The organism is Aeromonas ichthyocola (assembly GCF_046087985.1).
Classification (GTDB): domain Bacteria; phylum Pseudomonadota; class Gammaproteobacteria; order Enterobacterales; family Aeromonadaceae; genus Aeromonas; species Aeromonas rivipollensis.
The window spans coordinates 244,586-266,880 of the sequence record NZ_JBJSWH010000007.1 but is presented as its reverse complement, the minus strand read 5'-3'; the positions used below and the strand labels follow the sequence as shown (position 1 = coordinate 266,880).

Sequence of the window (22,295 nt, the reverse complement as noted above, 5' to 3'; positions counted from 1 at the left end):
AGCGCCAAGATCCCGCCACCATTGTCCATTCCCCCCAAGAGGCTCAGCGCTGTGCGTCATCTCCCCATCAAACGTGTTATCAGCCTGGCAGCGGGGATCCTGCTCGGTCTCTGGGTGCTGGTGCTGATGATCCACATGCAGGGAGCAAGCCAGGCCGCATTGCACAGCGCGGCGCGGGATAGGGCCCAGGCGCTGGTCGCCTACGCCGCCCGGGACATGCGGCGCTGGATCAAGGAGGACAAGGAGAGCGAGCTGGAGCGCCTGGCACAGGATCTGGCCGCCGAGCCCGATATCCTAGACGTCACCCTCTACGACGCCCGCGGCATCCCCCTGGCCCAGTCGGATCAGGCCGTTCCCCTCGAGAATCTGTTGCCCATCGGCACCGACAACAAGTCACTGCCGGAGCAGGGCAAGGGGCGCACCCAGTTCGTGCAGGAGATCCAGGAGGGAAACCTGACCCTGGGCTACCTGAGGATCACCCTGGAGGAGCAACGGCTGCTCGCCGCGCAGGATACCCATCTCAAGGTGAGTCAGGAGAAACAGCGGCTGATGCTGCTGGTGATGCTGCTGGCCGGCCTGCTCATCTCCTACGGGGTGCGCCGCAACTACATGCGGGTCCGCAAGCACAAGAAGAGAGCTGTGCAGAGCCAGGCCTCCGCCGACAACGCCCCGCCGCCCGGCATCGAATAAGGCGCCGTTCGCGAAACGCCTTGCTCTTGTTATTACCCCCAGCGGTTCGAGTAGCTGATCGAGCAGAGTATCGAGTCGCTTGGTTCCGCCGTCGTCGCTGAAGCGCTCGTTGACCAAGTGGCGATCCACGATCACTTCATGCCGCAGTTCCTTGACCAGCCTGTCCAGCCATTTGCGCTGCATCCGCAGTCCCATTGTGCTGCGCCTAGATCCTCTCCATCCCCAAGTGCATAGATTGAATCTCTAGCGCCACCGAAGGCGGTCTCCCATAGCCCTTCACTTCTCAGATTTGTCCATCTGATTTTGGTCACGTTAAGGTGTTCAGGCGTAGCTTGAGACAGAAGCAAACGAATTTTTCACGCCTTTCCAGCCGGTTTTGGGTGTGATCTCGATTAGTGGTTTATGTTTTCGGTATGAAACGCCCGCATTGAATGCATTGAGATACAACATTTGTGGAAATCATCAGGCAAGAGGCGCATCAGCCACTCCAGCAGAAGGAAGCAAGATCATGAAGCAACCCCTATTTCGCCGTAGCGCGTTGGCGGCCGTGATCGCCCTCAGCACGGTATTGGCGGCATGCAAAGAGGAGCCCCCCCCCGTCGCGCAAAGCGTCCAGCCCAGCGCGGCCGCCAGCACAGCCAGCGCTGCGGTCGCACCGCAAACGCAGCCTCAGCCGATTAACACACAAGCATCGAAATATACCCCAGAGGCTCTCGAGACCCTGCTTGCGCCCGTAGCCCTTTACCCTGATGCGGTATTGGCTCAGGTGCTGGCCAGCGCCACCAATCCGCAAGAGGTGCTCGATGCCGGCAACTGGCTGGTCGCCCACCCCAATCTCAAAGGGAAGGAGCTGACCGCCGCCATTGCGCCGCTGGGCTTTACGCCGCCCACCATGTCGCTGATGCACTTCCCAACCGTCATGGACATGATGTGCCTGAAGATGGAGTGGACGACTGAGCTGGGCAGCGCCTTCCTGGCCGATGAACCGGGCGTATTGGCAGCCGTTCAGCGCCTGCGTCAACAGGCGATGGAGGTGGGCAACCTGAAAGACTCGGAACAAATGAAAGTGGCCAAGGATGAGCAGAACAATCAGCAGATCGTCACCATTGCGCCTGCCAACCCTGACGTCGTTTACGTCCCGCAATACGACCCAACCGCCGTCTATAGCGCGCCAGCTGCCGGGCCGACCTCAGCACCGGTGACCACAGCAACCACGACAACGACCGTGCCTGCGGCAACGACCACGACAGTGGTGGACGACAACGATGATGAATACGACCGCGGTGATATGGTCGTGACGGGCTTGCTCGCCTTTGGTGCGGGCATGTTGGTCAACGAGGTCTTCAACGACGATGATGATGAGGGCGATTATTATTACCCGCGGTGGGGATCTGATTATCCCGGCGGTTACGCTCCCTATCGTTATAACCCCAACTATGGCAATGGTTTTCGTCCCGCCAATGGCTACAACCGTCCGGCCAACTATCAGCGGGGATCCAACAACAATATTTATATCAATGCCAAGGGGAACGATTACTTCAACAAGTTTGAGCGCGGCCCCAATAACTACCTGCGCCAAGCCGACAGCCCCATCACAGCGGCGCGCCCCCAGCGTGCTGAGCTGGCTACCCTGGATCCACGCTCGCTGAATAACGATGCTGGGGGCCGACGAGATGCCACACCTAAGGGGACTTATGCGGGGGCCAATCGCCAACCTAAAAGCGAATACGCCGGCGCACCACGCGCAGTCAATGAGGTGAACAGGGAGGCTCGCGCAACAGCGCCGAAGGGGAGCTATGCGGGAGCCAACCGCCAGCCCAAAAGCGAAACTGCCAACGCAACACGCGACGCTAGACAGGTGAGCAGGGAGGCGAATGTGGCTCAACGCACGCCGCGCCAGGGCAACTACGCAGGAGACAAGGTCAAGCGGCAGCAAATCACTCCGCAAACCGCTGGGGCGCGTGATCGCGGCCATATCCAGCCACGCGCTACCCACAGCAAGAGCGCAACACAGACGGCGACACGCAGAGCGCCTGCTGCCTCAAAGAGTGCCTTCCAAGGGGTGCAGAATTCGGGCAGAACCGAGCGCGCCGCCAGCCATCGTGGGCGTGAAAGTGTGGCTAGTAGCGCGCATGCCGGGCGCACCACTCAACCCAGACGGAGTACGCGATAATGAAGCCTTTGTTGAAATGGAGTTGGGCCCCCTCATGGGGGTTGGCCCTGCTGGCCCTGACCGTTGCCTGCGACGCAAGCGCCATTGCACAACGCACCTTCGCCACCCCGGATGAAGCGGTGCAGGCCCTGATCACGGCCCTGGAGCGGAACGATGTCACCGCACTGACGCTGTTGCTCGGCGAAAATAGTGAGGAGGCCATCACCTCGGGGGATGAGGTGGCCGACGCCAATGATCGCACCGCCTTCGTCGCGAGTTTCAAGAGCAAGCACCAACTGGTGGCCGACGGTAAGGATAAAATGATCCTGGTCGTGGGGGAGTCGGATTGGCCACTGCCCATCCCCCTCATGGCCGCAGATGGCAAGTGGTATCTCGATGGCGCCGCAGGTGCCAAAGAGATCGCCTATCGCCGCATCGGTCGGAATGAGTTGGGGGCGATTGCGGTGTGCCGTGGCTTTATCGACGCGCAGATAGAGTACGCCGCCATGGGGCATGATGGCCAAACCGCGGGACTCTTTGCGGCCAAACTACGCAGTGATGCAGGACAACAAAATGGACTCTATTGGCCTGTGGGCGAGGGTGAACCCGCAAGCCCGGCCGGAGAGGAGGTCGTCAGTGCCGCCGCAGAGGGCTACAAGGCCGTGGTCGGTCAACGCACACCCTATCATGGCTACTACTACCGTATCTTGTATGCCCAGGGAGCCGCGGCCAATGGGGGGAGTAAAGAGTACTTTGTCGAAGGGCTGTTAAGAGACGGTGTCGCCCTGATTGCCTGGCCGGCCGATTATGCCAACAGCGGGGTGATGACCTTCATGGTGAATCACGAGGGGCGGGTTTATCAAAAGGATCTGGGGGCAGACACGGCAACGGCCGTTGAGGCGATCCAGCTGTTCGATCCTGATGAGAGCTGGTCGCTGGTGGTCAGCGAAGAGGGTGACTAGGGCTCTTTCTCTACCATAGAATCTTGGCGAATAGCAGGGGCCCAGAGCGGCGTGATTGAGATCACAGGAGGTGAGGCGGGGCCAGCCGCCCCCTCGCTGGCCCACGCGATGTTCGGCATCAGAATGAAGATCAGCTGAGTCAGTATATGCATTGGTTTCATGGTGCTGCTCTCGCGGTGCGCAACCAGAGTGTATAGACGGCACACCAGGCCCTCCGGGCTGACTCCCAAAATGAAGCATAAAAAAACGGCGACCCGAGGGTCGCCGTTTTGCATGATGTGAATGGGGATTACTTGTCGCCCAGCAGGACGGAGTCCAGCGCGATTTCGATCATGTCGTTGAAGGTCAGCTGACGCTCTTCGGAGGTGGTCTGCTCGCCGGTACGGATGTGATCGGAGACGGTGCAGATGGTCAGTGCACGGGCACCGTACTCTGCGGCCACGCCGTAGATGCCGGCGGCTTCCATCTCGACACCCAGGATGCCGTATTTTTCCATGACGTCGAACATGGAGGGGTCCGGGGTATAGAACAGGTCGGCAGAGAAGATGTTACCCACGCGCACCGGAGTGCCCTTGTTTTTGGCGGCTTGCACGGCGTTGGCAACCAGATCGAAGTCGGCGATGGCGGCGAAGTCGTGATCCTTGAAGCGCAGACGGTTGACCTTGGAGTCGGTGCAGGCACCCATGCCGATCACCACGTCACGCAGTTTGACGTCCTCACGCACGGCACCACAGGAGCCCACGCGGATCAGGGTCTTCACGCCGTAGTCGGTGATCAGCTCTTTGGCATAGATGGAGCAGGACGGAATGCCCATGCCGTGGCCCATGACGGAGATGCGACGGCCCTTGTAGGTACCGGTGAAGCCGAGCATGCTGCGCACGTCACACACCTGCTCGACGTTCTCCAGGAAGGTCTCGGCGATGTACTTGGCACGCAGGGGGTCGCCCGGCATCAGCACTGTGTCAGCAAAGGCGCCATCTTTTGCATTGATATGAGGAGTTGCCATTCTCTTGATTCCTTCACACTAGGTTGAGTTTTATTGTTTTTAAAATTGCCCGCCGCCGAAGTGGCGGGCGGGTCAGTTACAGGAAACTGGTACCGTATTGCAGCTTGGGCAGACCGTGGTAGGCCGCTATGCTCTGGCCGATGTCGGCGAAGGTCTCGCGACGACCGACGGAACCAGCCTTGACCGGTTTGCCGTAGAACAGCACAGGGATGTATTCACGGGTGTGGTCGGTGCCGCTCCAGGTCGGATCGCAGCCGTGGTCGGCGGTCAGCACCACCACATCGCCATCTTGCAGTATCTCGAACAGCTCCGGCAGACGGGAGTCGAAATACTCCAGCGCATCGGCGTAGCCCTTGACGTCACGGCGGTGGCCGTAGGAGGAGTCGAAGTCCACGAAGTTGGTGAAGACTATGGTGTTGTCACCGGCGGCCTTCACCTCTTCCAGGGTTCTGTCCCACAGCTCGGTCAGGCCTGTGCCCTTCACCTGCTTGGTGATGCCCTGCTGGGCATAGATGTCGGCAATCTTGCCGATGGAGACCACCTGGCCACCCGCATCCTTCATGTAGTCCAGCACGGTCGGCGCCGGCGGCAGTACCGAGTAGTCGTGACGGTTGCCGGTGCGCTTGAAGTTGCCCTTGCCGCTGCCCACGAACGGACGCGCGATGACGCGGCCTATGTTGTAGGGCTCCAGCAGCTCGCGCACTATGTGGCACAGCTCATAGAGCTTCTCGAGGCCGTAGGTCTCTTCGTGGCAGGCGATCTGGAACACCGAGTCGGCGGAGGTGTAGAGGATCGGCTTGCCGGTCCGCATATGCTCCTCACCCAAGTCATCAAGCACCTGGGTACCGGAGGCGTGGCAGTTACCGAGGTAACCCGGCAGACCCGCCTTCTCGACGATGGCGTCCAGCAGCTCCTGGGGGAAGCTGTTGTGGTGATCGTGGAAGTAGCCCCACTCGAACAGCACGGGCACGCCTGCGATCTCCCAGTGGCCGGACGGGGTGTCCTTGCCGGAGGAGAGCTCCTGGGCAAAGCCATAGGCACCGACTACCTCGATATCTTTCTTCAAGCCTGCCGGGAAGTAGCCGGAAGCCTGCTCCCCTGCGTGGCCCAGACCCAGCTTGTTGAGGTTGGGCAGGTTGAGGGCGCCACGGCCTTCAATCTCACCGGCGGCGCAGGCCTTGGCGATATGGCCAAGGGTGTTGGCGCCCACATCTCCGAACTTCTCGGCATCGGCGGCAGCGCCAATACCGAAGGAGTCCATCATCAGAATAAAGGTACGTTTCATGGGTCTTCCCCTTGTTACAAATCGGCCAGACCGATGCGACGGTAAACCTCGGGCAGTGCCTCTGGTCGGGTGTCACCGATCTTGACGGCTGCCTGCACCATGCGGGCGGCCTCGGCAAATTGAGCTTCTGTCTGAGCGTGGATCAGCGCGAGTGGCTTGTCAGCCTCGACGCTCTGCCCCAGGCGGATAAAGTCGGTCAAACCGACCGCATAATCGAGTTTGTCCCCGGCGGCGCGGCGACCACCGCCCATGGCGACCACGGCCAGGCCCAGTTCGCGGGTATCCATGGCGGTCACGAAGCCGCTCTGCGCCGCATACACGGGACGCACTATGCCGGCCTTGGGCAGGTAAGCATCGTAACGCTCCATGAAGTCCGCAGGACCACCGAGGCCGGTCACCATGCGACCGAAGATCTCGGCGGCCTTGCCGTTGTCCAGCACTGCCTGCAGCTTGGCACGGGCGTCTTGCTCGTCGCTCGCAAGCTTGGCGGAGATCAGCATCTCGGCACAGAGCGCCATGGTCACTTCGTGGATACGCGGGTTGCGATACTCACCGGTCAGGTAGCGCACCGCCTCGCGCACTTCCACGGCGTTGCCGGCGCTGGAGGCCAGCACCTGGTTCATGTCGGTCAGCAGAGCAGAGGTGCGGCAACCGGCACCGTTGGCCACGGCCACTATGCTCTTGGCCAGCTCTTCCGAGGCCTCGAAGGTCGGCATAAAGGCGCCGGAGCCCACTTTCACATCCATCACCAGGGCTTCGAGCCCGGAGGCGAGCTTCTTGGAGAGGATGGAGCCGGTGATCATGGCGATGGATTCGACGGTAGCGGTGATGTCCCGTACCGCATAGATACGCTTGTCGGCCGGGGCGAGATCGCCGGTCTGGCCTATGATGGCCACGCCCGCCTCTTTCACCACCTTCAGGAAGCGATCGTTGTCGACCGAAGTCTGGTAGCCGGGAATGGCGTCCAGCTTGTCCAGGGTTCCGCCGGTGTGGCCCAGGCCACGGCCGGAGATCATGGGCACGAAGCCGCCGCAGGCGGCGACCATGGGGCCCAGCATCAGGGAGACGACATCACCCACACCACCGGTGGAGTGCTTGTCGACTATGGGGCCACCCAGGTTCAGGTGATCCCAGGTCAGCACCATGCCGGAGTCGCGCATGGCGCAGGTCAGGGCGACCCGCTCATCCATGGTCATGTCCTTGAAGTAGACCGCCATGGCCAGGGCCGCTATCTGCCCCTCGCCTATGCTGTTGTTGGTAATGCCCTGGACGAAGAATTGAATCTCTTGGGTACTGAGCGCTTCACCGTTGCGCTTCTTGCGAATAATTTCTTGAGGCAAAAACATCTTTCATTCCCTCCGTGCGCCTTGCACGAACACAGACCGAACAGGATCCGAAGAGGGGGCGGCAGGCCGCCCCCTGTCACCGCTTAGTAACCGCTGGTATTGGCCGGCTTGTCGCCGTGGCCCAGGGTCGCCAGCAGGCTGGCCAGCAGGCTGGAGGCGCCGAAGCGGAAGGTGCGCGGGGAGACCCAGTCCTTGCCCAGTATCTCTTCGGCCATGGCCAGGTACTGACCGGCAACGGCCGCGTCCTTCACGCCACCAGCAGGCTTGAAGCCCACCTTCGGGTTCTTGGCCTTGATCACTTCCATCATGATGCGGGCCGCTTCCGGGGTCGCATTGACCGGCACCTTGCCGGTGGAGGTCTTGATGAAGTCGGCACCGGCATCGATGGAGATCTCGGAGGCACGACGGATCAGCGCCTCTTCTTTCAGCTCACCGGTCTCGATGATCACTTTCAGCAGCGCCTTGTCACCACAGGCTTCCTTACAAGCTTTGACCAGGCTGAAGCCGACCTGTTCATTGCCGGCCATGAAGGCGCGGTAGGGGAACACCACGTCCACTTCATCGGCACCGTAGGCGACGGCGGCGCGGGTCTCGGCCACGGCGATCTCGATGTCGTCGTTGCCGTGAGGGAAGTTGGTCACGGTAGCGATGCGCACGTCGGCGGCGCCGATCTCACGCAGGGTCTTGCGAGCAATAGGGATGAAACGGGGATAGATGCAGACGGCGGCGGTGAGGCCGGCCGGAGACTTGGCCTTGCGGCACAGGTCGATGACCTTCTGATCGGTGTCGTCATCGTTCAGGGTGGTCAGGTCCATCAGGTTCAGGGCGCGTTGGGCGGCCAGTTTCAGATCAGTCATGCTATGTCTCCAAAGTCTCGATAAGTCCCCTCAGTCGCGATCCGCCGCCACCGAACACACAGGATCGGCAAACGAAGATCCCAGGCGAAAGGGATATGGAATTACAGCGCAAATGCACAGGCAATACGGCTGCAAATAAGGCAAGAGCCCTGTCACTTTCTTACAAAAGTGCGGACTTGGTTCCATGAAGACTTGAGAAAGGCCGACAACCGCAGACCCGACTTCCCAATCAATTCCATTTGACCGCCAACACCCACCTCATGTGGGCATTAGTCAATGCCAGCACCCTGCTGGCATCGCCTATTTCAGCCGAGATACCCCGTGTTTGCAAGCCGGATTTGCCAATTTCAGAGGTACCTCACACCCGGCAAATCCAGCACTGGAAGGTGCTTAAGAGAAGAAGCGGGTCAGGATCCAGGAGTAGGCAATCCCCCCCAGATAGACCCCCACAATCCCCATTACCCCGGACAGTACGGGAGGTGCCGGGATCGGCAACTTGAGGAAAGAAAACAACACGCCAACGATAAAGCCGGCAGCAATCGCCAGTAGCACTTCATTCATAAAACCTCCGATTTGACTCATTTTATTATTAGTCTAGAAAGGAAAACGGTTGTCACCGCCCCAAACGAGAACGCCACAGCTTTTCGCTGTGGCGCTCGTTTTAACTTGTCTGTCAGACAAGCATTACATGGCTGTCAGTGCCAGGAAGAAGCCTGCGATGGTGGCAGACATCAGGTTGGACAGAGAGCCGGCCAGCACGGCCTTCAGGCCGAAGCGCGCTATGGTGCCGCGACGGTTCGGAGCCATGGAGCCCAGACCACCCAGCAGGATGGCAACGGAGGACAGGTTGGCGAAGCCGCACAGGGCGAAGGAGATGATGGCCTTGGTGTGGTCGGACATGGCCACGCCGTTGATCAGCACTTCATCCTTCAGGTAGGGGGCGAAGTTCAGGTAAGCCACGAACTCGTTCACCACCAGCTTCTGACCGATGAAGGAACCGGCCACCACGGCTTCGCTCCAGGGCACACCGATCAGGAAGGCCAGCGGGGAGAACAGCCAGCCCAGCAGCAGCTCCAGGGAGAGCTCAGGCATGCCGAACCAGCCACCCACACCGGAGAAGATGCCGTTGATCATGGCGATGAGGCCGATGAAGGCCAGCAGCATGGCACCCACGTTCAGGGCCAGTTGCAGACCGGCGGAGGCACCGGCAGCGGCGGCGTCGATCACGTTGGCAGGCTTGTCGTCCAGCTCGCCATCGGCGGAGTTCTCGTCGTAGCTCGGGGTCTCGGTTTCCGGTACCAGCAGCTTGGCGAACAGCAGACCACCCGGGGCAGCCATGAAGGAGGCGGCGATCAGGTATTCCATCTTGACGCCCATGGAGGCGTAACCGGCCAGCACGGAGCCGGCAACGGAGGCCAGGCCACCACACATGACGGCGAACAACTCGGAGTCGGTCATCTTGGAGATGAAGGGACGCACCACCAGCGGGGCTTCAGTCTGGCCGACGAAGATGTTGGCAGTGGCAGACAGGGATTCGGTACGGGAGGTACCCAGCACCTTCTGCAGACCACCACCCAGCAGCTTGATCACCCACTGCATGATGCCGAGGTAATAAAGAACCGCGATCAGGGAAGAGAAGAAGATGATGACGGGCAGCACACGGAAGGCGAAGATGAAACCACCGCCACCGAACACTTCGAACATCTTGTTGCTGACCAGACCACCGAACAGGAATTCGATACCGTTCTGACCATAACCGATGACGCTGGAGACGGCATCGGACACGCTCACCAGAATATCCCGGCCAACCGGGACATACAGCACGAAGGCACCCAGACCTGCCTGAATGGCGAAGGCACCGCCCACGGTACGAATTTTGATTGCCTTGCGATTGCTGGAGAACAGCACCGCGATAAGGATGAGCGTCGCCATCCCTACCAGACCCATTATCAGATTCATTATTAACACTTCCTCTTTAGTAGCACCTGCCAGCTTGTTAACGTTTTGTGTATTAAAGCCGCTAATCAAGGGTGCGCATTATACTAATTACGGTGCGACAAAATAGAATACTGGTCACATTTTATCGTTATCAAAATGTCCAAGTGTCGTTTAATTAGACCGCAAACGATTTTTACGCTCATTTTTTTTCCTGACAACTTAATCAGGTGTTGCGAATTTGTTTCATAGCTATTGGTCGTGATGGAAAATATGCCGGGCAGTTTCAAATAACACCTTTGCAACATCTGCCAGATGGTTCATCCGCAAATCGTCCAGCAGTTCCGCTATTTTCGGCAGGCTTCCGGGGGTATTTCGGGCGCCTTGTGCGCCTTGCAACGGCATATCTGGCGAATCGGTTTCCAGCACCAATGCCTCGAGCGGCATGTCCCGAAATACCTCTCGCGTCTTGTTCGCCCGCTCAAAACTGATTACCCCGCCCACCCCGAGTCGAAAGCCCAGTTGCCAGAAAGCCTCCGCCTGCTGCAACGAACCGCTGAAGGCGTGGATCACCCCACCACGAGGCGGCTTGAAGCGGCGCAACAGCTTGGCCACAGTGTCATTGGCACGCACCGAGTGGACATCAGGGGCAGCCCGACATCGGCATGGCCAGCCGGATCTGAGCCTCAAACAGCGCAAGCTGCCCCTCCTGCGGCACTTGTGAACGGAGGTCCAGCCCGCACTCGCCAATGGCTACCAGCCCGGCAGGTTGGACGCATCACCAGCGTTCGCAGCCGTTCCATCACCCCCTCCCGCTGTTCACCGGCATACCAGGGATGAACACCCAGACCATAAAAGAGGCCGTCATGTTGCTCTGCCAGTGCCATCACCCGTCCCCAGTTTTCCTCTGCGATGGCGGGAATGATATACTCCGTCACCCCTAGCTGGCAACGGGCCAGCAGCGCCTCCCTGTCCTGGTCGAAGACCGGAAAATCGAGATGGCAATGGGTATCTATCAGCTGCATGTCGCTCTTACCTGTTTGCGGTATTTAATGGGTCATTGAACATGATGAACAACAAAAACAACGGCTTTACCCTGCTAGAACTGGTGCTGGTCATCGTGGTGCTGGCCATACTGGCTGTCACCGCCCTGCCCCGCTTCATCAACATCCAGGACGATGCGCTCAAGAGCAGCGTCTCGGCGACCGCAGGCAGTTTTGCCAGCGCCGTGCAACTCGCCCATGCGGGCTGGGCGGTCAAGGTGAAGGGGGAGCCGCTGGCACTCTATAACTTTAGCGGCATGGGCAAGCAGGATCTCGACATCAACAGCCACGGCTGGCCGGTGGGCACCAAGGAGGATCAGGGTGGTCAACTCCCTGATGCAGTCTTCCCCGGTGGCGACAGCGATCAGATCTCCGTCAGCAGCCGGGATGACTGCGAGAGCCTGTTCGGCGCCCTGCTCGATACCGATCTGACGGCGGCCGATGAACGTCATAAAGATTCAAAGAGTGACTACATTTCCCGGCTCATCCCGGTAGACGGGCAGGCTGATGGCAAGCTTCGCCACGACAACTGCCGCTATACCCTGCGCGACTCCATCGGCCGCTTCCCCGCTTATCCGGACGGGTTGGGATTTGAGTACAACAGCGTTAACGGGGCCGTGACGCGCAATTTTCAGTGAGGCCAGCCTCGCCCCTGTCTGAGGCTTTCTCGTCCTCATCATGTCGCACCGGCGCGCAGCAGCGCCGGTTCTCGGGCACCAGTCCCCACTCCTGGCACCAGGCATCGTAGCGAGCCAGCCAACGCAGCAATATCCCCTTCATGGGCCCCTCCTCGTCTCAGTCATTCTCCCGATACAGCCTGCCCCAATCGCGCGCGCCGGACCAGCCTCACGGGCCCAGCGGCGTCATGGGGCCATGAACGGCAACAGCAGCCCCATGCTGATCTCGTCGACATAGCCCTCATCCAGCCGATACGCCTGCCGCCGCAGCCCCTCATCCCGGAAACCGCACTTGCGATAAAGTGAATGAGCCACCTCGTTATGGGCCATCACCCCCAGCTCCAGTCTGCTGATGCCGCAATCCGGCGCGCTCGCGATCAGGGTACGCAGCAGCCGCTCGCCCCAGCCCTGGCCGCGCGCACTCGACCGCAATCCCATCACCACCAGGGCGCAGTGTCGGTTGCGCGCCAGGCCGCCTCCGATGAGCACGGCAAAACCCTGCACCTCTCCGGCCAGCACCAGCAGCCACATTCGCTGGTTGGCCGTCCCCTGCATGGCGGCCAGACGCTGGCGCTGCCCCTCGATATCGGAGGGGCGCTCCCCCGCCTCATAGAGCATGAAGCGGGTCTCCCGATCCAGTTGCCCAAAGAAGTAATCCAGCGCCGCTGCATCCTCCACATCCGCCAAACGAATCATCACCCTGCCCTCCCTGCCTGGTTGTTATGCCGGTACACGGCCATAAAAAAACGACTCCAACGGGAGTCGTTTTATCAGAGCCATCTGGCTAATGCCATGCCCTCATGGCACAGCAGCCTGCTCAGTCTTTCGCTGGCAGGCTCAGGCGGGCGACTGCTTCCACGTGCATGGAGTGCGGGAACATGTCCACCGGCTGCACCTCGTCCAGCACGAAGCCCTGCTTGACCAGCCAGGCGAGATCCCGGGCCAGGGTCTGGGGGTTGCAGGAGACATAGACCAGGCGGCGCGGCGCCATGGCGACCAGGGTCTGCAGCACCGCCTTGTCACAGCCCTTGCGGGGCGGATCCAGCACCACCACATCGGCGGTCACGCCCTGGGCGTGCAGCTCGGGCATCAGCTGCTCGGCCTTGCCCACGTGGAATTCGGTGTGCTCTATGCCGTTCAGGGCGGCGTTGCGGCGGGCATCGCTGATGGCGCTCTCCACCGACTCGATGCCCACCACCTTGGCGGCCTTGCCAGCCAGGAACAGGGAGATGGTGCCTATGCCGCAATAGATATCGAACACAGTCTCGTTGCCGGTCAGCTCGCTGTATTCCAGCGCCTTGGTGTAGAGCACATCGGTCTGGCTCGGGTTGTTCTGGAAGAAGGAGAGGGGCGAGATCTCGAACGCGAGCTCGTGGATCTTGTCGCGGATCACCCCTTCCCCCAGCAGCACGCGGTTGCTCGTTCCCAGGATGCGGTTGGTGCGCTCGTCATTGATGTTCTGCACCAGGGTAGTGATGGGCAGATCGCTCAGAGCCGCCAGCAGTTCGGCCTCGAAGGGCAGCGCCTCACCCAGGGTCACCAGCACCACCATCAGCTCGCCGCTCTTGAAGCCCTTGCGGGTCATCAGGTTGCGCACGCAGCCGGTGTGGGCCACCTCGTCATAGGCGGCAATGTCGTGCGCGCGCATCCAGCCACGCACCCGGGCATTGAGCTCCACATGCAGGGAGTCCTGCACCGCGCAGTCGTCGGCGGTGATGAGATCATGGGAGTGCTTGCGATAGAAGCCGATCTCGGCCCCCGCCTCGCTGTCACGCACGGCGTACTGCGCCTTGTTGCGGTAGGCGAAGGGGCTGTCCATGCCGAGGATGCGGTTGACCTGGGTCTCACCCAGCCCGACCTGCTCCAGCGCGCTCTGCACCAGGGATTGTTTCAGCTTGAGCTGGGCCGGATAGGCCAGCGGGCGCACCTGGCAGCCACCACACTCTGTGTTGGGGCAGAAGTCGGGAACCCTGTCGGCGGACGGCTGGGTCAGCTCGACCAGCTTGCCGTGCAGATAGTTCGGCTTGACCTCGGTCAACTCGACCAGCGCCTGCTCACCGGGCAGCAGACCCTCGACAAACAGGGGGCGATCGAACAGGCGACCCTTGCCATCCCCCTTGTCGGTCAGTTCCTGAATATCGATCTGATGTTGGTGTCCCACTAACGGCATGAGCGGCTCCGAAGGCATAGAAGAAAGGGTGGAAGCAGGGCTGACCCGGCTACCCCAAATAAAGGGTGGCAGAGTTTAGCGGAGATCCGGCCAAATTGCAGGCATAAAACACCCCTTGAAGGAAATAACGACGGGCGGGATCTGGGGACTCTGGATGGGGGGCGCCTCATGGGTCGCCATAAAAAAACCGCCGGACAAGGCCGGCGGCAGGTGGTCAACGGTAGCCCGAGGGGATCACAGGCTGTAGGCTTTCTCCCCATGGCTGGTGACATCCAGCCCTTCCCGCTCGGCATCTTCCTTGACCCGCAGGCCAATCAGCAGATCCACCAGCTTGTAGGCCACGGCGGAGACCAGGGCAGTCCATGCCACCGTCACCAGCACACCTATGACCTGGATCTTCACCTGGGTCAGGATGGAGTAGCCCTCGGCCACCTGATTGGTCACATAGTCCCACACCCCGGTGCCACCCAGATCCGGGCTGGCGAACACCCCGGTCAGCACGGCCCCCAGGATGCCGCACACCCCGTGCAGGCCGAACACGTCCAGGCTGTCATCGGCCCCCAGCAGGCGCTTGAGACCATGCACCCCCCACAGACCGGCCACGCCGCTCAGCAGACCTATGATGAGGGCACCACCGACACCGACGAAACCGGCGGCGGGAGTGATGGCCACCAGGCCCGCTACCGCACCGGACACGGCACCCAGCAGGGAAGGACGACCCTTCATCACCCATTCGGCCAAGGTCCAGGAGAGCGCGGCACCGGCCGGCGCCAGCCAGGTGTTGACGAAGGCCAGGGCGGCGGTGCCGTTGGCTTCCAGCGCGGAGCCGGCGTTGAAGCCGAACCAGCCGAACCAGAGCAGGGCGGCCCCTATCATGGTCATGGTCAGGCTGTGGGGGGCCATGGGATCACGACCGTAACCAACCCGCTTGCCGACCATGAAGGCACCGACCAGACCGGCGACCGCCGCGTTGATGTGCACCACAGTGCCGCCGGCGAAATCGAGGGCGCCGTGCTGGAACAGATAGCCTGCAGTGGCACCGGCAGCCTCGGCGGCGGCGGCATCCGTGTAGGCATCCGGACCGGCCCAGTACCACACCATGTGCGCCATCGGAATGTAGGCGAAGGTGAACCAGATCACGGCGAACAGCAACACGGCAGAGAACTTCATCCGCTCGGCGAAGGCACCGACGATGAGCCCGCAGGTGATGGCGGCAAAGGCCCCCTGGAACACCACATAGATGAACTCGCTGATCCCCACCCCCTTGCTGAAGGTGGCGGCGATCGACTCAGGTGTCACCCCGACCAGCAGCAGCTTGTCGAAGGAACCGTAGAAGGCCCCGCCCTCGGTGAAGGTCAGCGAATAGCCGTAGATGACCCAGAGCACAGTGATCAGGCAGAACAGGGTGAACACCTGCATCAGCACGCTCAGCATGTTCTTGGCACGCACCAGGCCACCGTAGAACAGGGCCAGCCCCGGGATGGACATCAGGATCACCAGGGCGGACGCCAGCATCAGCCAGGTGTTGTCCCCCTTGTTGATGGTCACGGTCGCGGCAGCCTGCACCACCTCGGCCTGCGCGGCCACCTCTTCAGCCCAACCTGGGGCAGCCATGGTGGCGCTCAGCGCCAGCAGGCCAGTCATTACGAGTCTCTTGAACATACAGCCCTCTCCTTGTCGTCCCGGCACCCGGCCGGGTCCATTTCCTGATATGAATGTCAAACTTGGCCACTTGCACGCATCGTCACATCCAGCTTGCCCACCCCCTCGGGCATGACTCGGCGGGCTCTTCATGGCGACCTGGCTTATCTAAAGCATAAAGCAGGCCAAAAAATATAATCCTTTATTTTCAATTGGTTGACTTTGATCGCACGATTTTATGCACCATATTGGCGCATCCTGCCCACTATCAGTAAGGGGGGCGCACTTCGGCTGTGCAGCGCCGGGCAACTGCACCAAGATGGCACCTGGTCATGCCAAACGGGGAGGATCCCGGGGCAATGGGGGCCCGGCCAGCCCGCTTTGCCCTCGAGTTCATTTATTGAACAAATGAAAGATGCGTTTGCATTAAATAACCAAATGATGACAGAGGGGGGAACTTACCCATCCGAGGGGGAGAAGGGGATCACAAAGGGGGATGCAGCGCCCGATCTTCCGGGCCATACTGGCGCAACCAGGTTTGCCCTGTCATCCGAACGAGGAACCCATGCCCAATCTCACCGTGACCGAAATCAAGGCATTCGTGCCTGCCCGCGGCTTCAGCCTCTCCAGGCAGTTCTATCAGGATCTCGGGTTCACCCTGGCCTCCGACGGCGACGGGGTGGCCTACTTCCATTTCGGGGCGGTGAGCTTCCTGCTGCAGGACTATTACCACGAGGCACTGGCCGAGCACTTCATGATGCATATCCTGGTGGAGGATGTGGCCGCCTGGCGGGCCCAGGTGGAGGCGAGCCAGGTCGCCTCACGCTACGGCGTCAGGGTGACCGAGATCGCCACCCAGCCCTGGCGCATGAAGGAGTTCTGCCTGTACGACCCCTCCGGCGTGCTGTGGCGCATCGCGCAAAATATCGACTGAAGGGCCGCGAGCGCAGAAAAACAAAAGGCCATCCGCGAGGATGGCCTTTTGTCATGGAATCTGAATGGTGCCCGGGGTCGGACTCGAACCGACACGTCTTGCAACGGCGGATTTTGAATCCGCTGCGTCTACCGATTTCGCCACCCGGGCAACTGCGAGGGATTATACGAATGGCGTTTTGGCATGCAAGGTGTTTTTCTTGCGCGGCCACCGTTTGCTCAATTATTCAACGCCTTGCCGATGTTCGGCCAGTTACATAGAATGCCCGCATCATATTAATGGAATAATCATCATGGCCAAGCGCAAGACCCCCTCCTCTCTCCAGCCTCCCCCCCAGCACCAGCACCCTTCGGCCGGCCTGCTGCGGCGCCTGGGTGCCCTGCTCTATGACTACCTGGTGGTCATCGCCTTGCTGATCATCGCCGGTTTCATCGGCATGGGGGTAGCGTACCTGCTGCTGGCCACCGGGATGGCGACAGTCCCCGAGGGCAAGGATGCGGCCTGGCTGCTGACCAGCCCCCTCTACAGCGCCTGGCTCGCCCTGGTGATCTGCGGCTTCTACACCTGGTTCTGGACCCGTGCCGGCCAGACCATAGGCATGCGTGCCTGGCGCCTGCGCATCCAGAATCTGGACGGCAGCAACATTCGCATCACCCAGGCCCTGATCCGGCTCGCAACCTCGGCATTCGGCCTCGGCAACCTGATGTGCGTGTTCAATCGCGAGCGGCCCCGCGCCTTCCAGGACATCTGGGCCGAGTGTGAAGTGGTGGTGCTGAGCAAGCAGGAGAACCTGGAGCAGCTGAACAAGTGACCCAGTGAGTACGAGATGAGAAACAAGAAGGGCACCCACTGGGTGCCCTTCTTGTTGGCCAATACAGGCCGCTACTGCTTGCGGCTCAGGATATAGAAGGAGATGCCGCCAAACAGCAGACTGGGGGCTATGGCCGCAAGGATGGGTGGCACCGCATACACCAGGCTGACGGGGCCGAATACCCGATCGCTCACATAGACGGCGAAGCCGGTCATGATCCCCATCAGCATCCGGGCCCCCATGCTCACCGAGCGCAGCGGGCCGAAGATGAAGGAGGAGGCGAGTAAAATCATGGCCACCACGGAGAGCGGCGACAGCAGCTTGCGCCACATCTCCAGCTTGTAGCGCCCGGCATCCTGCTTGTTGGCATCCAGATAGCCGATATAGTCCCGCAGTCCCGAGATAGGCAGGTTCTCGGGGTCTATGCTCACCACCCCCAGCTGTTTGGGGGTCAGCTCAGACTGCCACGCCATCTCCGGCATGTTTCTCGTCCAGGATCTGCTTGGGATCGTCGAAACGGGTGATGTGCACCTGCTTGAGCAGCCAGTGATGCTGCTCGAACACCCCCTCCTGCGCCTGGACCACGTCGATCAGATTACGGGACGGGGTGAAACGATACAGGGTGATGCCGGTCAGGGCGCCGTCGTTACGCACCCCGTTGATGTTGACGAAGTTGTTGCCATCCCGCGCCCAGACACCGTAGGCCGAGACGGTCAGCCGCCCTTCCGACATGGCGCCCGCCTTGATGTCATCCGCCATCCGCTTGGCGGCCGGGGCCACGTATTCGCCCATCAGGCCTACCAGCAGCATCAGGGGGATAGCCGTCTTGAGCGCCGCCATGACGATGCTGATCTTGGAGCGGCCCGATGCCTGCATCACCACCAGCTCGGAGCTGGTCGCCAGCTGACCGAGGCCGATGAGGCCCCCCAGCAAGGCCGCCAGCGGGAAGAAGAGCACAGCCTCCTTGGGCATGGAGAGCAGCACGAAGTAGAGGGCGTTGAGCATGTCGTAGTTGCCCTCCCCCACGGCCCTGAGCTGCTCCACATATTTGATGAGCGCCGCCAGCCCGACCAGGGTCAGTTCGCACAGCAGGATCGACATGAAGATGACCCGACCGATGTATCTATCGAGAATGCCGAACATCAGCCGAGACCCCTATCTTGTAGCTTCATGCTGATTTCTCCTGCAATGCGGTGCACCAGATCGGCATCAAAAATGACCCGACTGTCATAACTATCGAGAATGCCGAACATCAGCAGAAACTCCTATGTTGCAGCATCATGCTGACTTGCCTTTGACAAAGTGGCCCTTGACCCCGTTCCACCAGCTGGTGCCCTGCAGGTTGAGCGGCACCCCGATCAGCAGCAGATAAATCAGCGGCACCAGGAACATGCCGGGCCAGTGGGGCAGACGCCCGCTGTCGATGGCCGAACGAGCGGCACTGAGCAGCAGGAAATAGGAGAGATAGAGCAGTATGGCCGGCAGCAGCTTGGCATAACGCCCCTGGCGGGGGTTGACCCGGGCCAGCGGCACCACCAGGAAGGTGAGCACCAGGATGGAGAAGGGCAGCGACAGGCGCCACTGCAGCTCGGCCATCAGCTGGTTGTCCTGGGTGCCGAGCAACTCCAGGGTCGGCTTGGCCGCCGCCTTGCGGTTGGATCGCTCCATCTCCTGCTGACGGATCACCAGGCTGTATTCGCTGAAGTCGGAGACCTGGAACTGCTTGCCGGTGAACTGGCCCTCGTAGCGGGAGCCATCCTTCAGGGTCAGCCACTGCAAGCCGTTGCTGTCGGCCGTCACCTGTCCCTCGTTGGCCACCACCACTGAAGGGGGAGAGCCCCCTTCGGCGCGCTGCAGCACGAAGATCTTCTGCAGCTCGGAGCCCTTGTCGTTCAGATCCTGGATGTAGGCCACCAGGCGCCCCTTGTCGAGCTCCATGAAACGACCGGCCTGCAGGAAGGAGATACCCGGATCGGCCTTGAACTCATCGATCACCTGGTACTCGCGCTCCTTGGCCTGAGGGGCTATCCAGCCGGTGTTGAAGGCCGCCACGGCGGCCGTCAGCAAGGCCAGCAGCATGGCGCTACCCATCACGAAGCGGTGGCTGAAGCCCACCGCATGCATCACCGTCATCTCGCTTTCCGCATACAAACGACCGTGAGCAAACAGAATGGCTAAAAACAGACTGATAGGCAGCATCAACAGGGCCATATTCGGCAGGTTGAGCAGCAGCAGGGTGGAAACCAGGCGCGTCGGCACCTCGCCATCGGCGGCGTCGCCAATGATCTGGATAAATTGCTGGCTGACGAAGATAAGCAGCAGTACGAACAGCACCGCCAGCTGGGTTTTCAGGGTCTCCCTGAACAAATATCGGAAAACGATCACAGTCATTCCCAAGTAAACTTGTGTTTTTAGTCGAATGCCTGAAAAATAGGGCCCTATATTGGATTTTTACCAGTTTGAACTGCGGAGCCTGTGGCTGTTCGCTCCGCCTCTGATACCCCAACAAGCACCGCATTATTCAATAAATGGTGCCTTTTGTCTTTAGGATGTAGGAGATTCCATGGAGTTCAGTGTAAAGAGTGGCAGTCCTGAGAAGCAACGCAGCGCCTGCGTCGTGGTCGGCGTTTTTGAGCCTCGCCGCCTCTCTCCGGTTGCCGAACAGCTGGACAAGATCAGCGACGGCTACCTCAGCTCGCTGCTGCGCCGCGGCGATCTGGAAGGCAAACCAGGCCAGATGCTGTTGCTGCATCAAGTACCGGGCGTGCTCAGCGAGCGCGTACTGCTGGTCGGTTGCGGCAAGGAGCGGGAACTCGACGAACGCCAGTACAAGCAGATCATCAACAAGACCATCACCACCCTGAACGAGACCGGGTCCATGGAAGCCGTCTGCTTCCTGACCGAGCTGCACGTCAAGGGCCGGGATACCTACTGGAAGGTGCGTCAGGCGGTGGAAACCACCAAGGCGGGCCTCTACAGCTTCGATCAGTTCAAGACTAACAAGGCCGAGCCGCGCCGCCCGTTGCGCAAGCTGGTATTCAACGTGCCGACGCGTCGGGAACTGACCATAGGCGAGCGCGCCATCACCCACGGCCTGGCCGTGGCCAAAGGGGTTCGCATCTGCCGCGACGTGGCGAACATGCCGCCCAACGTCTGCAATCCAGCCTACCTCGCCTCCCAGGCCCGCCGTCTGGCGGATGCCTATGACAACATCACCACCAAGGTGATCGGTGAGCAGGAGATGGCCGAACTCGGCATGAACTCCTACCTGGCGGTGGCCCGCGGCTCCGAGAACGAAGCCATGATGGCCATCATAGAGTACAAGGGCAACGCCGATGCCAAGCCCATAGTGCTGGTGGGCAAGGGGCTGACCTTCGACTCCGGCGGCATCTCCATCAAGCCGGCGGATGGCATGGACGAGATGAAGTACGACATGGGGGGCGCCGCCTCCGTGCTCGGCACCATGCACGCCCTGGCCCAGTTGCAGCTGCCCATCAACGTCATCGGCGTGCTGGCGGGCTGCGAGAACATGCCGGGCGGCAACGCCTATCGCCCCGGTGACATCCTCACCACCATGTCCGGCCAGACCGTCGAGGTGCTCAACACCGACGCCGAGGGCCGCCTGGTGCTGTGTGATGCCCTCACCTATGTGGATCGCTACGATCCCGAAACCGTGATCGACGTAGCGACCCTGACTGGCGCTTGCATCATAGCCCTGGGTCACCACACCTCGGGCCTGCTGGCCAACCACAACCCCCTGGCCCACGAGCTGCTCAACGCCTCCGAGCAGGCCGGCGATCGCGCCTGGCGCCTGCCGCTGTTCGACGAGTATCAGGAGCAGTTGGAGAGCCCGTTCGCCGACATGGCCAACATCGGCGGCCGTCCGGCCGGCACCATCACGGCCGCCGCCTTCCTGTCGCGCTTCACCAAGAAGTACAACTGGGCCCACCTCGACATCGCAGGGACCGCCTGGAAGAGCGGCAAGGATAAAGGCTCCACCGGTCGCCCCGTGCCCCTGCTGACCCAGTTCCTGCTCAATCGAGCTGGCGTGGCAGACGTTGAGGATAAAGAGTAAAACCATCCTTGCCCGACAGTCCGTTGCCCCTGCCGAGCCAGCATTTTCCTGCTCAATCGAGCCGGCGTGGCGGATGTCGAAGACAAGGAGTAACCCCTCTCTTCGGATGCCCGCATCAGGGGAGTGGTACCACAAGGAAGAGGCCTGCCTCTTCCTTGTTTCATTGAGAGAATCCGGGAAGACCGTGCCTGGCACGGCTCCCCGCAGACGGCCAATCGCTGTCCGTCACAGCCAAACGGGACCAACCTGATGAGCCAAGTGACCTTTTACCTGATGAGTGAGCCGGACGACACGCAGGCGTCTGCGGTCGAACGCCTCGCCTGCCAGCTTGCGGCCAATGGCTGGAGTGCCGGCCACCTCTATCTGTTTTGCAACGACGAGGCCCAGGCCCTGCGCCTGGACGAGCTCTTGTGGCAACTGCCACCGGATCGTTTCGTGCCGCACCAGTTGCAGGGAGAGAGCGGCCAGGCCCCGGTGGAGATAGGCCATCAGCCGCCGAAACGGCGCTATGCCCGCCTCATCAACCTGGCCGAGCAGACACCTTTGTTTGCAGGACACTTCGCTCAAGTGGTAGATTTTGTCCCCACTGACGAAACGCAAAAGCAGCAAGCCCGCGAGCGCTACAAGCACTATCGCCAGGCGGGCCACACCCTCGAAATGAGGGATCAGCCCGTCCTTGCCGCACAGGATCCGGCGCAGCCCTGACTGCGC

General features: G+C 61.0%; 18 protein-coding genes, 1 tRNA gene and 2 pseudogenes. 8 read left to right on the top strand and 13 right to left on the bottom strand.

From position 1 onward, the window contains the following. Positions 1–51: 51 nt before the first annotated feature. The 3 genes from ACF2JD_RS20285 (at position 52) to ACF2JD_RS20275 (ending at position 3,804) form a co-directional block, all read left to right on the top strand. Positions 52–690: an AhpA/YtjB family protein gene (locus ACF2JD_RS20285; RefSeq protein ID WP_106887793.1), complete on the top strand. Its 639-nt coding sequence runs from the start codon at positions 52–54 to the stop codon at positions 688–690. A gap of 508 nt (positions 691–1,198) precedes the next feature. Further along, entirely contained in the window at positions 1,199–2,863 is a 1,665-nt protein-coding gene (locus ACF2JD_RS20280; protein WP_440988071.1) for a DUF3300 domain-containing protein, read from the top strand. After that, a complete protein-coding gene (locus ACF2JD_RS20275; RefSeq protein WP_440988070.1) occupies positions 2,863–3,804 on the top strand; it encodes a DUF2950 domain-containing protein in 942 nt (313 codons plus the stop codon). The genes ACF2JD_RS20280 and ACF2JD_RS20275 overlap by 1 nt, the downstream gene beginning before the upstream one ends. 289 nt (positions 3,805–4,093) lie before the next feature. Here ACF2JD_RS20275 and deoD read toward each other — a convergent pair whose 3' ends face one another. From deoD to ACF2JD_RS20240, 7 genes and pseudogenes are all read right to left on the bottom strand, one after another. Next, the gene (deoD, locus tag ACF2JD_RS20270) at positions 4,094–4,810 is read right to left on the bottom strand and encodes a purine-nucleoside phosphorylase (RefSeq protein ID WP_106885030.1); all 717 of its coding nucleotides are present in this window, start codon (positions 4,808–4,810) and stop codon (positions 4,094–4,096) included. A 76-nt stretch (positions 4,811–4,886) separates the two neighbouring features. Beyond that, positions 4,887–6,095, bottom strand: coding sequence for a phosphopentomutase (locus ACF2JD_RS20265; protein WP_025325642.1), 1,209 nt, complete (start codon positions 6,093–6,095; stop codon positions 4,887–4,889). A gap of 14 nt (positions 6,096–6,109) precedes the next feature. Further along, entirely contained in the window at positions 6,110–7,441 is a 1,332-nt protein-coding gene (gene deoA, locus ACF2JD_RS20260) for a thymidine phosphorylase (protein ID WP_025325641.1), read from the bottom strand. Between the two features lie 83 nt (positions 7,442–7,524). After that, a complete protein-coding gene (deoC, locus tag ACF2JD_RS20255; RefSeq protein ID WP_106885033.1) occupies positions 7,525–8,298 on the bottom strand; it encodes a deoxyribose-phosphate aldolase in 774 nt (257 codons plus the stop codon). A 390-nt stretch (positions 8,299–8,688) separates the two neighbouring features. Further along, a complete protein-coding gene (locus ACF2JD_RS20250; protein ID WP_005332215.1) occupies positions 8,689–8,859 on the bottom strand; it encodes a XapX domain-containing protein in 171 nt (56 codons plus the stop codon). A gap of 123 nt (positions 8,860–8,982) precedes the next feature. After that, positions 8,983–10,257, bottom strand: coding sequence for a NupC/NupG family nucleoside CNT transporter (locus tag ACF2JD_RS20245; RefSeq protein ID WP_106885034.1), 1,275 nt, complete (start codon positions 10,255–10,257; stop codon positions 8,983–8,985). Between the two features lie 228 nt (positions 10,258–10,485). Next, positions 10,486–11,258 (bottom strand): annotated as a pseudogene (locus tag ACF2JD_RS20240) (TatD family hydrolase). 41 nt (positions 11,259–11,299) lie between these two features. Between ACF2JD_RS20240 and tppF the strand changes: the two are divergent. Next, positions 11,300–11,914 (top strand): type IVa pilus pseudopilin TppF, encoded by a 615-nt coding sequence (gene tppF / locus ACF2JD_RS20235; RefSeq protein WP_440988069.1) that lies wholly within the window; start codon positions 11,300–11,302, stop codon positions 11,912–11,914. Between the two features lie 225 nt (positions 11,915–12,139). On the opposite strand, the gene ACF2JD_RS20230 is transcribed toward tppF, so the two are convergent. The 3 genes from ACF2JD_RS20230 to amt form a co-directional block, all read right to left on the bottom strand. Then, positions 12,140–12,649, bottom strand: a complete 510-nt coding sequence (locus tag ACF2JD_RS20230) for a GNAT family N-acetyltransferase (protein WP_404836423.1) — start codon at positions 12,647–12,649, stop codon at positions 12,140–12,142. Positions 12,650–12,770: 121 nt separating this feature from the next. Next, positions 12,771–14,123 carry a 23S rRNA (uracil(1939)-C(5))-methyltransferase RlmD gene (gene rlmD / locus ACF2JD_RS20225; protein WP_440988068.1) on the bottom strand — a complete coding sequence of 451 codons (1,353 nt, stop codon included), beginning with the start codon at positions 14,121–14,123 and terminating at the stop codon, positions 12,771–12,773. Between the two features lie 234 nt (positions 14,124–14,357). After that, positions 14,358–15,785 carry an ammonium transporter gene (amt, locus tag ACF2JD_RS20220; protein ID WP_139436913.1) on the bottom strand — a complete coding sequence of 476 codons (1,428 nt, stop codon included), beginning with the start codon at positions 15,783–15,785 and terminating at the stop codon, positions 14,358–14,360. Positions 15,786–16,329: 544 nt separating this feature from the next. Here amt and ACF2JD_RS20215 point away from each other — a divergent pair. Beyond that, complete coding sequence (locus tag ACF2JD_RS20215) at positions 16,330–16,698, top strand: VOC family protein (RefSeq protein WP_440988067.1); 369 nt, start codon at positions 16,330–16,332, stop codon at positions 16,696–16,698. A 65-nt stretch (positions 16,699–16,763) separates the two neighbouring features. Here the strand turns inward: ACF2JD_RS20215 and ACF2JD_RS20210 are convergent. Further along, positions 16,764–16,848 (bottom strand) — tRNA-Leu (locus ACF2JD_RS20210). Between the two features lie 142 nt (positions 16,849–16,990). Between ACF2JD_RS20210 and ACF2JD_RS20205 the strand changes: the two genes are divergently transcribed. Then, positions 16,991–17,509, top strand: a complete 519-nt coding sequence (locus ACF2JD_RS20205) for an RDD family protein (RefSeq protein WP_162520007.1) — start codon at positions 16,991–16,993, stop codon at positions 17,507–17,509. Positions 17,510–17,580: 71 nt separating this feature from the next. Here ACF2JD_RS20205 and lptG read toward each other — a convergent pair. Next, positions 17,581–18,652: pseudogene (lptG, locus tag ACF2JD_RS20200) on the bottom strand (LPS export ABC transporter permease LptG). A gap of 135 nt (positions 18,653–18,787) precedes the next feature. After that, positions 18,788–19,900 (bottom strand): LPS export ABC transporter permease LptF, encoded by a 1,113-nt coding sequence (lptF, locus tag ACF2JD_RS20195; RefSeq protein ID WP_440988066.1) that lies wholly within the window; start codon positions 19,898–19,900, stop codon positions 18,788–18,790. A gap of 172 nt (positions 19,901–20,072) precedes the next feature. Here lptF and pepA point away from each other — a divergent pair, with 172 nt between their 5' ends. Together pepA and ACF2JD_RS20185 are read left to right on the top strand one after the other, a co-directional pair. Further along, the gene (pepA, locus tag ACF2JD_RS20190; RefSeq protein WP_041206455.1) at positions 20,073–21,584 is read left to right on the top strand and encodes a leucyl aminopeptidase; all 1,512 of its coding nucleotides are present in this window, start codon (positions 20,073–20,075) and stop codon (positions 21,582–21,584) included. A 249-nt stretch (positions 21,585–21,833) separates the two neighbouring features. Next, complete coding sequence (locus tag ACF2JD_RS20185; protein WP_440988065.1) at positions 21,834–22,289, top strand: DNA polymerase III subunit chi; 456 nt, start codon at positions 21,834–21,836, stop codon at positions 22,287–22,289. Positions 22,290–22,295 lie beyond the last annotated feature (6 nt).

Coding starts and splice junctions, on each gene's coding strand:
- ACF2JD_RS20280 (WP_440988071.1), top strand. CDS start 1,199: ATGAAGCAACCCCTATTTCGCCGTAGCGCGTTGGCGGCCGTGATCGCC.
- ACF2JD_RS20275 (WP_440988070.1), top strand. CDS start 2,863: ATGAAGCCTTTGTTGAAATGGAGTTGGGCCCCCTCATGGGGGTTGGCC.
- deoD (WP_106885030.1), bottom strand. CDS start 4,810: ATGGCAACTCCTCATATCAATGCAAAAGATGGCGCCTTTGCTGACACA.
- ACF2JD_RS20265 (WP_025325642.1), bottom strand. CDS start 6,095: ATGAAACGTACCTTTATTCTGATGATGGACTCCTTCGGTATTGGCGCT.
- deoA (WP_025325641.1), bottom strand. CDS start 7,441: ATGTTTTTGCCTCAAGAAATTATTCGCAAGAAGCGCAACGGTGAAGCG.
- deoC (WP_106885033.1), bottom strand. CDS start 8,298: ATGACTGATCTGAAACTGGCCGCCCAACGCGCCCTGAACCTGATGGAC.
- ACF2JD_RS20250 (WP_005332215.1), bottom strand. CDS start 8,859: ATGAATGAAGTGCTACTGGCGATTGCTGCCGGCTTTATCGTTGGCGTG.
- ACF2JD_RS20245 (WP_106885034.1), bottom strand. CDS start 10,257: ATGAATCTGATAATGGGTCTGGTAGGGATGGCGACGCTCATCCTTATC.
- tppF (WP_440988069.1), top strand. CDS start 11,300: ATGATGAACAACAAAAACAACGGCTTTACCCTGCTAGAACTGGTGCTG.
- ACF2JD_RS20230 (WP_404836423.1), bottom strand. CDS start 12,649: ATGATTCGTTTGGCGGATGTGGAGGATGCAGCGGCGCTGGATTACTTC.
- rlmD (WP_440988068.1), bottom strand. CDS start 14,123: ATGCCGTTAGTGGGACACCAACATCAGATCGATATTCAGGAACTGACC.
- amt (WP_139436913.1), bottom strand. CDS start 15,785: ATGTTCAAGAGACTCGTAATGACTGGCCTGCTGGCGCTGAGCGCCACC.
- ACF2JD_RS20215 (WP_440988067.1), top strand. CDS start 16,330: ATGCCCAATCTCACCGTGACCGAAATCAAGGCATTCGTGCCTGCCCGC.
- ACF2JD_RS20205 (WP_162520007.1), top strand. CDS start 16,991: ATGGCCAAGCGCAAGACCCCCTCCTCTCTCCAGCCTCCCCCCCAGCAC.
- lptF (WP_440988066.1), bottom strand. CDS start 19,900: ATGACTGTGATCGTTTTCCGATATTTGTTCAGGGAGACCCTGAAAACC.
- pepA (WP_041206455.1), top strand. CDS start 20,073: ATGGAGTTCAGTGTAAAGAGTGGCAGTCCTGAGAAGCAACGCAGCGCC.
- ACF2JD_RS20185 (WP_440988065.1), top strand. CDS start 21,834: ATGAGCCAAGTGACCTTTTACCTGATGAGTGAGCCGGACGACACGCAG.